The 11,351-nt window shown below is 26.3% G+C and carries 10 protein-coding genes; 2 read left to right on the forward strand and 8 right to left on the reverse strand.

Annotated features, from left to right (window positions below; translation table 11 throughout):
* Positions 1-9: 9 nt before the first annotated feature.
* The gene (locus LXN10_RS02630; RefSeq protein ID WP_375724393.1) at positions 10-2,301 is read right to left on the reverse strand and encodes a cache domain-containing protein; all 2,292 of its coding nucleotides are present in this window, start codon (positions 2,299-2,301) and stop codon (positions 10-12) included.
* A gap of 150 nt (positions 2,302-2,451) precedes the next feature.
* Between LXN10_RS02630 and LXN10_RS02635 the strand changes: the two genes are divergently transcribed.
* Positions 2,452-2,793, forward strand: a complete 342-nt coding sequence (locus tag LXN10_RS02635; RefSeq protein WP_375724394.1) for a hypothetical protein — start codon at positions 2,452-2,454, stop codon at positions 2,791-2,793.
* Here LXN10_RS02635 and LXN10_RS02640 read toward each other — a convergent pair.
* The 3 genes from LXN10_RS02640 to LXN10_RS02650 all read right to left on the reverse strand — a co-directional run bounded on the left by LXN10_RS02640 (position 2,790) and on the right by LXN10_RS02650 (position 4,894).
* Positions 2,790-3,641, reverse strand: a complete 852-nt coding sequence (locus tag LXN10_RS02640) for a bifunctional methionine sulfoxide reductase B/A protein (RefSeq protein ID WP_375724395.1) — start codon at positions 3,639-3,641, stop codon at positions 2,790-2,792. The genes LXN10_RS02635 and LXN10_RS02640 overlap by 4 nt on opposite strands.
* 108 nt (positions 3,642-3,749) lie before the next feature.
* On the reverse strand, positions 3,750-4,364 hold the full coding sequence (locus LXN10_RS02645) for a fumarylacetoacetate hydrolase family protein (RefSeq protein WP_375724396.1): 615 nt from the start codon (positions 4,362-4,364) through the stop codon (positions 3,750-3,752).
* A gap of 98 nt (positions 4,365-4,462) precedes the next feature.
* Positions 4,463-4,894, reverse strand: a complete 432-nt coding sequence (locus LXN10_RS02650) for an HvfX family Cu-binding RiPP maturation protein (protein ID WP_375724397.1) — start codon at positions 4,892-4,894, stop codon at positions 4,463-4,465.
* 100 nt (positions 4,895-4,994) lie between these two features.
* On the opposite strand from LXN10_RS02650, the gene LXN10_RS02655 reads away from it, so the two are divergent.
* On the forward strand, positions 4,995-5,339 hold the full coding sequence (locus LXN10_RS02655) for a DsrE family protein (RefSeq protein WP_375724398.1): 345 nt from the start codon (positions 4,995-4,997) through the stop codon (positions 5,337-5,339).
* Positions 5,340-5,343: 4 nt separating this feature from the next.
* Here the strand turns inward: LXN10_RS02655 and LXN10_RS02660 are convergent, their stop codons facing one another.
* The 4 genes from LXN10_RS02660 to LXN10_RS02675 all read right to left on the reverse strand — a co-directional run bounded on the left by LXN10_RS02660 (position 5,344) and on the right by LXN10_RS02675 (position 11,220).
* On the reverse strand, positions 5,344-6,000 hold the full coding sequence (locus LXN10_RS02660; RefSeq protein WP_375724399.1) for an NUDIX hydrolase: 657 nt from the start codon (positions 5,998-6,000) through the stop codon (positions 5,344-5,346).
* A 1-nt stretch (position 6,001) separates the two neighbouring features.
* Positions 6,002-7,267 (reverse strand): adenosylmethionine--8-amino-7-oxononanoate transaminase, encoded by a 1,266-nt coding sequence (gene bioA, locus LXN10_RS02665; protein WP_375724400.1) that lies wholly within the window; start codon positions 7,265-7,267, stop codon positions 6,002-6,004.
* Between the two features lie 46 nt (positions 7,268-7,313).
* The gene (locus LXN10_RS02670) at positions 7,314-9,902 is read right to left on the reverse strand and encodes an ABC transporter substrate-binding protein (RefSeq protein WP_375724401.1); all 2,589 of its coding nucleotides are present in this window, start codon (positions 9,900-9,902) and stop codon (positions 7,314-7,316) included.
* A 61-nt stretch (positions 9,903-9,963) separates the two neighbouring features.
* Positions 9,964-11,220 carry an MFS transporter gene (locus LXN10_RS02675; protein ID WP_375724402.1) on the reverse strand — a complete coding sequence of 419 codons (1,257 nt, stop codon included), beginning with the start codon at positions 11,218-11,220 and terminating at the stop codon, positions 9,964-9,966.
* Between the last annotated feature and the right edge of the window lie 131 nt (positions 11,221-11,351).

The following is an 11,351-nucleotide window of genomic DNA, read 5'->3' on the forward strand; positions in this document are numbered from 1 at the left end:
TTCCTAATTCTATTTTTTTAATTCTTGAGGTAATGAAATTTTAAAACTAGCACCTTTGTACATTATTCCATCAATTTCATATTTTACATTTTCAACTTTTATAAAGCCTTTTAAATGTTTGGTAATTATTTCTTGTGTCATATAAAGTCCTATGCCAGTACCTTGACTTTTATGCTTAGTAGTAAAATAAGGCTCAAATACTTTTTGTATAATATTATTATCTATTCCACCTGCATTATCTCTAATATCAATAATTATATTGTCATATTTCTTAGAGATTTTTATAATTATAAGTTTTTTTTCTGATTTGTTTTTCATAAGTGCATCATGTGCATTATTGAAAATATTCATTAAACATTGCACTAATTCATTTTCTAAAGTATAAGTAAACAAGTCTTCACATTCATCTTTTATCTCAATATTTAGTGTGTCAAATTTTGGTTTTAAAAGTTTTATTGTATTTTTATACACTTCTTTTATATTACATCTTACTATATTTTTATCTTTAGCAAAATATTTTCTAAAATCTTCAATTGTATTTGATAAATATTTAGTATTATCAATAATGTTAGTCAAACCTTCTTCGATTTTTTCTTTATCTAAAAATCTATATTCACTCTCAATTTTAAGACTACTTGCGCTTATGGAAATAGCTGAAAGTGGTTGTCGCCATTGATGAGCAATATTTTCTATCATCTCTCCCATTGCTGCCATTTTAGATTGATTAAACAGTAATTGAGCTTGTTCTTCAATCTTTTTGTCTTTTTCATACTTTTCTGTAATATCTTGAAGTGTACCTATTATTATCATTCCATTTTTTTCTTCAAAGATTTCACATTGGTTATTAACCCATTTAATTTTTTTATTTATTACAAGTCTATGAATAATTTCATAAGGCTTCTTTTCTTTAACAAGTCTATCGAGAAGTATATTTACCCTTCTTTTATCATCGTTATGAACAAAAGATAAAAGATATTTTGAAGAGACTTTTCTTTTGCCTTTTTCTATTCCAAAAAGTTCATATGTTTCATCAGAAAGAACCAAGTCTTCTGTTTCATAAGAATAACTCCATGATCCTATTCTTGATATCTTTTGTGCTTTTTTCAGATTTTCTTGACTTTTCATAAGTCTAATTTGGTTATTGTTTATTCTTCTTCGAATTTTATAAAAAATAGTAGTTGATATAGAAATCATTACTAGAGAAAAAATTATTCCCCAAATTAATGAGTTTTTTATTAATTCACTTAAATAAACATCTGTCTCATTTTTTAGTTTATCAATTTGTGCATTTAAATCTTCAAAATAAAATCCAGATGTTATAATCCAATTCCACTGTTTATTCCAATAAAAGTATGCATATCTTTCTTTTTCAATATCAAAGCCTGGTTTTTTAAACCAATATTTATAATAACCATCCCCTTTTTCTTTTAAAAGTTTCAATACTTCTTTTCTATAAAAATTTCCTGTTTTATCTTTAACATTATCACCAATTTTTCTTTTTAAAATTTCTTCTTTACTATTACTTACAATTAATTGAGCAAAATCTTTACCACCATTTATATCAAAAATGTCAAAAATTAATATATATTCTTTTAAGTCAGGATTTAATTCTATTTTTTTAATTAAATCTATTTTTTCTTCATTTAAAATATCGCGAGGATATACTAATGTTCCTATATATATATCCAATGGCTTAAAATATATGACAGCAACTGCTTTTAAAAATACTTTATCCTTCACATTTGGCTTTTTAAAATAATATTGGGTAAATCCAATTTTTTCGTTATTTGCTAAACTATTAAATAGTTTTGAGCCTATTTTTTTACTATCTGTATCAGAATAATCATTTAAGTTTTCCCCAATTAAGTCTTTTTCAGGATGGGCAAGGATAGTTCCTGCTTTATCAAAAATAAAATAGTAATTTTTATTTTTATTATATGTTAAAATAGAAAGCCTATTTTTTAGCACACTGATTAAACTCTTTTTTGATAAATTTTTATTCTTTTTATATGTACCTTTTACGACTTTTAATGCAATTTCAATTTTTTCTTTTAACTGATTTTTAACTTTTGTATTAACTTTATTGTTGTCAATTTTTATGATATTATTTATGTTATGAACTTTGTTATATATCAAGTTTTTCTTTTCTTGAAAAAACTCGGCTTTTTTATTTTTTATTTGATTTTCTAGTTGTTTTTTTGTAATGTGTATGTTATAAAGAGTAATACTTGTAATGAGAAAAATTATAATTATTATTGGTAAAAATATGATTTCAAATATATAATTATTTTGTTTTTGCATGATATCCCTTGTGTTGAGACAATATTACAAAAAATAATAGAAAAAATAACTTAATTATATATTATCTATTAAATAATACAACAAAATATTAACCAACATTTCAATTCATTTTTGATATATTTACTAACAATATATTAACAAAGGATTACTATGCAAATAGAAATGTCACCTGAAGTTGTTCTATCACAATTGGGTTACTCAAAAAGTGAAAGTGCACTAAAACAAGCAGAAATTATGATAAAAAATACAAAAGATTTTGAAAAGTTTGCAAAACACATTATTAGTTTAAATGACCATTTAAAGAAGATGAATGCTTATGTGGGATTTTCAAATAAAACTGAATACTTAAAAATCAAGTGTGATGAGAATGACTCAGATGAAATTCTAAAAGAATTTCATAATGAAGTTTCACATTGGGCAGACAAATATGGGGTACAAGTCCAACAAATAAGTGAAAGACCAATTTATTATATTTTAGGTGTAAACAACTAAAATATTTTCTTATAAGTATGACAATACGGCACCTTTTGGTGTCTGTCATAATAGTTTTGATGATATTCTTCTGCTTCATAAAAAGTTCCAGCTTCTCTTAAAGTTGTAGCTACCTTATATCCCTTACTTTCTAACTCATCTATTATTTCTAAAGATTTTTCTTTTTGCTCATCATTTTTATAAAATATTGCAGATAAATATTGACTACCTATATCTGGACCTTGTCCATTTGCTTGAGTAAAATCATGTATCTCAAAAAAGTATTTAACTAACTCTTCAAAAGAAACTACTTTTTTATCATATTCTATTTTTACTGTTTCTAAATGTCCTGTTGTACCAGAGCAAACACTTTGATAATCAGGATGAAGTGTATCTCCACCCATATATCCAGAAACTGCACTATAAACACCTTTTAAGTGTTCAAAATGGTACTCAACACCCCAAAAACAACCAGCTGCAAAATAACATATTGTTTGGTCTTCATTTGCTTTATTTATATAGTCAAAATTTAATGAAATAGAATTTACACAATGTCTTGTATTTTTAGAGGTAAATCCTTCACCTTCAAATACATGACCTAAATGAGCACCACAGTTTGCACAAACAATTTCTGTTCTTCTTCCATCACTGTCTTGAACTCTTTTTACAGTTCCAAAATCATCATCAAAACTAGGCCAACCACAACTTGAATTAAATTTATTATCAGAAGAGTATAATTTTGTATCACACTTTTTACATTTGTAAATACCATCTGAATAAAAATCATTATATTTACCAGAAAAAGGTCGCTCAGTACCTTTATTTTCTATTACTCTTATCTCTTCTTCAGTTAATTTATTAAATGGCATTTTAAATCCTATAATTTATAATTTTTAGAATTTTATCCAAAGAAAAAAAGTTTTTTAATAAATTAAAAATATAGTTTCTACTCTTAATAAAAATTAAACTTTCGAAGGTTATTTAACATCAAATTTTACATTTAGTAACACTTCATCTTTATATAAAATCTTACCTTCAAAACTATCATTAATTTCAAATTTCCCCACACCACTTGGAGTCCCACTCATAAGTATATCTCCATCTTCAAAAGAGGCAAAAGTGCATAAGTTTTCTATTATTTCACTTGGCTTATATATCATTATAGAAACATCACCTTTTTGTTTAAGTTCCCCATTAATATATAACTCAATACCAAGGTCTTCAATATCTCCATCAAAACTTACAAATTTTGAGAAAACAGCTGCTCCATCAAAACATTTAGCTCTCTCCCAAGGTAAACCTTTTTGTTTAAGTTTTGATTGAACTTCTCTTAATGTTAAATCTAAGCCAAAACCAACTGCTGAGATTTTATTTTCTTCCATTAAAAATGATATTTCTGCTTCATAATGACAGCTAGTATTTCCTTTTGGAAAGATTAATTCACTACTTATTGAAGAGTTTGGTTTAAAGAAAAAAACTGGTTCTTCTGGTGTCTCATTATTTAACTCTTTTATATGCTCCACATAGTTTCTGCCTATACATACTACTTTTGAAGGATATATTTCTTTATTGTCTATTAGTATTTTATTCATTTTTTCTACTTTTTAAATAAATTTTACACAGCTTTTAGTTAAAGCTGTAGTGGAAAAATTATATCAAAAATGAACTAATTTTGATAATTTATGTCTAATTATTTTTTAAATATAAAATTATCAAGTGATATCTTCCCAGCTCCATGTGTAAGAAAGATTCCTAAGAATAATATATAATATAAAGGTATTTCAAATCCATTGTCTCCTGCCCCAAATCCGTTTCCTATGTGTACTGTAAAAATAGCAACCACCATTACAACTATTAAAGGAATAGATATAAGTCTAGTCAATAATCCAAGAGTTAACAAAACAACCCCTAAAATTTCAGTTGTTGCTGCCATATATGCGTTTAGTGTAGGGAAAGGTATTCCAATTGAGCCAAACCATTGTGCTATACTACCAATATCTGCCCACTTTCTCATCGCAGGATCATAAAACCCATAAGCCACTACTAATCTTGCCAAAAGCAAAAAGATAGATTGTAAGTTGTCAAAAAGTCCAAAGACTTGATTGTATATTTTTGTAAACATAGTAAATCCTTTATTATTTAGTTTATTATATTTTTTTTCTATTTACTTTTTGTGTATTAATATTTTACTATAATATCAAATATTTTAAAAAGGTTATAAAATGTCTAAATCAAATCTATTAATAGTCTGGTCAAGTGGTGATGAAGAAGTTGCAAATAAATTCCCTTTGCTTTATTCTTCTGTAATATTAGAAAGACAATATTGGGAAAAAGCTCATTTAATGCTTTGGGGGCCTTCAATTAAACTTGTTAAAAAAGATAAAAATATTCAAAAACAACTACTGAAAATCCAAGAGACAGGTGTAAAAATGAGTGCTTGTATTGTATGTGTTGAAGACTACAAGGCTGTAAAAGAGTTAGAAAAACTAAATATAAAGATAAAACATACAGGAGAGCTTTTAACAAAAGCTTTAAAAAGTGAAAAGTGGGCAGTAATGACTATTTAGAAGATTAGTATCTTCTTAATAGGTCATTTAAAATAACAGCTGTCAAACCCCAAATAACTTTTTTCTTATATTTATAAACATAAACTTTGTGTTTTTTATTTCCCCAAGGTTTTTGATAAGCTTCAGGAAGTCCTAATTCATCAACTGGAAAATAAACCTCTTTATTTCCATTTTCATCTATGTGATAAGGTTTTACTTCAGTTCTTAGATTATAAATTTCTGGTTCATTTTGTTTAAAATAATCCAATGGAATTAAATATGTGTTTTCAACTTCATTTTTATCTATCTTCATATTTTTGATAGCTTTTTTCTTTATAAGTCCAATAAAAGGCTCAATTATAGTTCCAAAAGAAGCTACCATAGTATCTAGTTGACCGATGATTTTTATATCTTTTCTAGAAATACCAAGCTCTTCTTCTGTCTCCCTTAGTGCCGTTTGTTTAAAGTTTTTATCAATACCTTCTTCATATCCACCACCAGGAAAACAGATATCACCACCTTGCTTTATTCCCATGGCTCTTTTTTGAAAAAGTATAAAATATTCCCCTTTCATTTTGACAAAGGGTATTAAAACTGCACTATTAAAAAATCTATCTCTACCCATCACTCCAGGATTTTCTGGTAAGTTTGTTATAAGTCTTTTAAATCCATTTTTATTCATATTATCTCTCTATGCTTCTTATTGATTCAACCATAGTTTTAGCAATTTTTCTTAAATCAGTTTCTTCTATTGTATAAGCAACTATAGAATAAATAAGTTTCCCAAAAGGTCTTATCCAAACTCCATTTTTCACACAATAGTCTTGTATCTCTTGTGCATAACTATCATCATGTAATTCAATTATTCCAATTGCTCCTATATTTCTCACATCTTTTACTATAGAGAAATTTTTTAGCTCTTTTAATTCTTCTGAAAATATATTTTCTATATTTGATACTCTTTTTTCCCAAGGTGTTTCTAAAAGTAATTCAATAGATGCAATAGCAACACTACAAGCTAATGGGTTAGCCATAAAAGTTGGTCCATGCATAAGTACACCAATTTCACTATTTGATATAGTATCACTTACTTCTTTTGTTGTAAGCATTGCTGCCATTGTCATATAACCACCAGTCAAACCTTTTCCTAAAGTCATTATGTCTGGTTTTATATTTGCATGTTCACAAGCAAACATTTTTCCAGTATGTCCAAAACCTGTAGCAATCTCATCAGCTATAAGTAAAATATCATATTTTGTGCATAATTCTCTTGCTTTTTGTAAATAAGCAGGATTATATATTCTCATACCACCAGCACCTTGAACGATTGGTTCAAGTATAAATCCAGAAAGTTCATCATGATGCTTTTTAAATTTTTCTTCTAATTGTTTTAAAGAAGCTGTACAATCACTATCAAAGCCAAGTTCAGGTTCTTGTGTAAAAATATGTTGGGGCAAATATGAACCATAAATACTGTGCATAGAATTTTTTTGATCACAAACACTCATTGCACCTAAAGTATCACCATGATAAGCATTATTTAAAGCTAGAAATTTAAACTTCTCTTTTCCTTTTGCCTTTTGATATAGTATTGCAGTTTTTAATGCAACTTCAACAGAAACTGAACCACTATCACATAAAAAAACAGAATTTAAACCTGTCAAGTCAACTAATTGTTTTGATAGAACTGCTGCATTTTCATGGGCAATTCCACCAAACATAACATGGGGCATAATATCAACTTGTTTTTTTAATGCTGCATTTAATTTTGGGTGATTGTATCCATGAATAGCACTCCACCAAGAGCTCATTCCATCTATTAATTTTGTATCATCACTTAAGAATATAAAAGTTTTATCAGTTCTTTTTACAGATAAAAGTTTTGTTTTTGATGGAAGAGAATTATAAGGGTGCCAAACATGCTTTTTATCTATTTCTAACCAATTCAATATAATTCCTCATTTAATTTATTAAGAGATTATATCAAAATTAAAATTATTCACCATAAAAAGTAATTGTAAATAAAGCCCCTTCAAATTTTTCATTTTTATATTTATATTTGCTATTTGACACTTCTATTTGTCCATCCATATGCTTTGAAATTATTTGGTGACTCATATACAATCCAATACCAGTACCTTGACTTTTATGTTTTGTTGTAAAATATGGATCAAATATATTATCAATAATTGAAGGTTTAATCCCTCCTGCATTATCTTTTATTTTTATGATAATTTTTGTTTTTGTTTTTGATATATCTACAAAAATAAATCTTTTATCCACTTTAGCCTCACAAAAAGCATCTTTAGCATTATTTAATATATTGATAAATACATGTACCAATTCTGACTCATATCCTACTATTTCTACTTTCTCAATGTTTTTAATTATCTTTATATTTTCGCTATTTAATTTTAAACTTAATACATTTAAACTTTTTTCGAAACATGCTTCTAATGAAAATTTATCTTTAGCTTTACTAGGTTTAAAAAAATATTTAAAATCATCAATTGTTTGTGATAAATAAGAAGATGATTTCAATATAGAATCTAATGTTCCTGCTAAAAATGCATCATCTAAAAGTTCTAGTTCTTTTTTTAATTTTATTCCACTAGCACCCATAGTTATCACAGATAAAGGTTGTCTCCACTGATGGGCAATATTTTCTAACATTTCCCCCATAGAAGCCAATTTTGATTGTCTTTGTAAAAGATGATCTTTTTTTAGATTCTTTTCTACTTCTTCATTTACTCTTTTTTCAAGTTCACTATTTATTTTTAATAATTCTTCTGTTTTTTCTTTTACTTTATCATTTAATGATTTATTCATGCCACTTATAACTTTATGTCTATACATCAAAGCTAAAAAAACTAATCCTGCAAGAAAAAGTGTTATCCAAATATAAGTAAAATCAGTACTCTTTTTATACTCTATTGTAACCCATGATTTAATAAGTGAATCAATTTTTGCATCATCAATATCATTAACTGCTCTACTTATAATGTCAAAAAGAATTTTGTCTTCTTTTCTAATGGCAACACTTAAATTAGAATCAATATCAAGTTTGTTTGAAATCTTTAATTTTGAATTATTATCATAAAGTCTATATAAAGTAGTATATAACAAATCAACATGACCGTCAATTTTATTATTTAAAACTTTTCTAATACCTTCATCCAAGTTTTCTACACCAATAAATTCTATGTCAGAATATTTTTCTTTAACTCGTTTACTTATATTATAATTAGCATTTATTCCTATTTTTTTATTTTTTAATGTACTTAAACTATCCACAAAAGGAAAATTCTGTTTTGTAATTAAAACAAAAGGAATATTGACATATGATTTTGTAAAATTTGCATATTTTTCTCTATCTTTTGTTTTTTCTAAAGAAGCAAAAATATCACACTTTTTATTTTTGAATAAATCAATATAATTTTTAAATTTATCATCTTTTATTATTTCAAACTCTATGCCTGTTTTTTCCTTTATTATCTTAAAGTAGTCTGCAATAAAGCCTTTGAATTCATTCTTTTCAAAATAACTATATGGTTTAATATTTGGGATAACACACATTTTAAATTTATTATTTTCTTTTAAGTATAAATTCTCTTCTTTCGTTAAAAATATCTTTTTATTATCATTTGTATAATAAACAAATTTATTGGTATCGGTTTTTTTTGGTATTAAGCCCATTACATTATACAAATCATAAATTCTTTGTACTTTATTTTCTTTTATTTCTCCTAAGTTTTTCGTATCTTGATAAGAGAGTTTTTTTAACTCTTCACCTTCGAAGATTAAAGCTTTTTTTGTAATGTGTTGAGAATTATATTTTTTTGATATTAAATTAACTGTCTCTTCTATATGTGAGTATGCATATTCCCAGCCTTTTAAAGATGCCTTTTTAAAAGCTAAGACTGTATCTAAATCATTATTTATCATATTTTCACTTGTGAATAAAAAATCACTATACATATCAAATCCATAATCTTTTGGATCAAATATTTTGTATTGAATTCCTCTTTCATTAAGGTCAAATGGTGATTTTGAAATATATGCAGAGATAATATCAGTTTTTTTATTTATTAAGTCATTTATATTATGTGTATGTTTTAGAAAATGTAATTGTTCTAATTTCACTTTTTTTGAACTAATCATAGCTTTGATAGAGACTTCACTAGAATCATCATCTGTAGTCATGATTTTTTTATTTACGAAATCTTCTACTTTGTTTATATTTTTATTTGTAGTTATTAAAATTAAAGGTGTAGATTGGAATAAAGCATAAAGAGCAACTATTTTTTTGCCTTCTGCTCTATCCAATATTAGAGTTTCTCTTCCTATTCCAAAATTAGCTCTACCTTCATCTACTTCATTTGGAGCATGAATTCCAAAATTGAAGGGTTTTATTTCTACATCCAAACCTAAATTTTTATAGTAACCTTTTTCTTTTGCAACATAATATCCTGCAAACTGAAATTGATCAAACCAAGATAACTGTAAACTAACTTTTTTTAATGGCTTAGCACTTAAAGTTTCAAAGGAAATAAATAATACTATAAGTATGAATATTAATTTCAACCTAACTCCTTGATAGTGTTAAAATTATATCCAAATTACATAAAAGTAAATCTAAAGTACTTTAAACTACTTTTTGTTGTTCATCAACCCAGTCTTGATCTTGTCTTGGATCGATTTCTGGCATTACACTACTTGAAGTAACTGGTACATTTACGAAAACACTCATATCATCATCAGCCACTCGTTTTTTTGATAATGAATAAAGAGCTAAATAAACTCCTAAAACTGCAAATATTATAAATAAGGTTTGGTAACCCAAATAATTAAAACCAAGTCCTATAATAATTGGTGCAATAAAAGAACCTGTCCCATATACAAAAAGCAAGGCTCTACAAATCTCTACAATATCCTTATTTTCATCAATAACATCATTAGCACGAGATAAACTTAAAGGATAAATACAAAAAATACTAGCTCCTAATAAAACCCCTAAAAAGTATATCATTATATTATTTGAAGGCAATACAATAAATAATATTGAAACAATAGTTGTAAAAAAACCAGTTATTGCAATAAGTTTTCGTCTACCATAAATATCTGAAAGTCTTCCTATTGGCCATTGGGAAATCAATCCTCCTAAAATAGTAAATGCCATAAAAAAAGATAATACTTCTTTAGAGTCAAAAATTTTGATGATATATAAAGGAATCATTGTAAAAAATCCACCAACTAAAAAACCACTTATAAAACTTCCAGTTAAGGCTAAAGGAACTACATTATAAAGTTTTGGGAAACTATATCTTTCAAATGGTTTAAGAATAGGCTCTTTAATCTTCGTCATTGCTATAAAAACAACAGAAAAAAGTACCAAAACTGCACCTATTGAAAAGATTATGTGGTCTAAGTCTTCATCAATGTTTAACAACAATTGACCAATAGCATTTGAAAGATAAAAAACAGTTGTATATATAGCTAGTATTTGTCCTCTTTGTTCATTAGAACTTTTTTCATTTAACCAACTTTCTAAGATAATCAATAAACCATAATATGCAAATCCACAGATAAGTCGAAGAAGAGCCCAAAAAAACTCATTTAAAAACATAGAATGAAGTAAAAATGTAATAACCATAATAGATGCAAAAGTCACAAAACTTCTTATGTGCCCAATATTAGTAATGATTTTTTGACTAAAAATAGAAGATGCCATGGCACCAAGAAAAAATGCAGCATTAATTAAACCAATAACCATATCCGAGGTTCCGTGTTCCTTAAGAAAAAGACCTATAAAAGTCATAATCATCCCATATCCAATGGCTAAAAACCCAATTGAAAAGAATAACGAAGATATAGCTATAAAAACTGATTTTGTTGCTTGCATTTCACCTCTTTTGTTTATTTTTCGTGATAATAGTAGATATAAGATTAGAAAGTAATAAAGTGTAAAATGTAGACTTAATAATTTGATAACATTTTACACTATAATTTTGAAAGTTTTAATATAAAAAAGAG

The organism is Arcobacter iocasae, assembly GCF_042214795.1.
Taxonomy (GTDB): Bacteria; Campylobacterota; Campylobacteria; order Campylobacterales; family Arcobacteraceae; genus Arcobacter; species Arcobacter iocasae.

Coding starts and splice junctions, on each gene's coding strand:
- LXN10_RS02630 (WP_375724393.1), bottom strand. CDS start 2,301: ATGCAAAAACAAAATAATTATATATTTGAAATCATATTTTTACCAATA.
- LXN10_RS02635 (WP_375724394.1), top strand. CDS start 2,452: ATGCAAATAGAAATGTCACCTGAAGTTGTTCTATCACAATTGGGTTAC.
- LXN10_RS02640 (WP_375724395.1), bottom strand. CDS start 3,641: ATGCCATTTAATAAATTAACTGAAGAAGAGATAAGAGTAATAGAAAAT.
- LXN10_RS02645 (WP_375724396.1), bottom strand. CDS start 4,364: ATGAATAAAATACTAATAGACAATAAAGAAATATATCCTTCAAAAGTA.
- LXN10_RS02650 (WP_375724397.1), bottom strand. CDS start 4,894: ATGTTTACAAAAATATACAATCAAGTCTTTGGACTTTTTGACAACTTA.
- LXN10_RS02655 (WP_375724398.1), top strand. CDS start 4,995: ATGTCTAAATCAAATCTATTAATAGTCTGGTCAAGTGGTGATGAAGAA.
- LXN10_RS02660 (WP_375724399.1), bottom strand. CDS start 6,000: ATGAATAAAAATGGATTTAAAAGACTTATAACAAACTTACCAGAAAAT.
- LXN10_RS02675 (WP_375724402.1), bottom strand. CDS start 11,220: ATGCAAGCAACAAAATCAGTTTTTATAGCTATATCTTCGTTATTCTTT.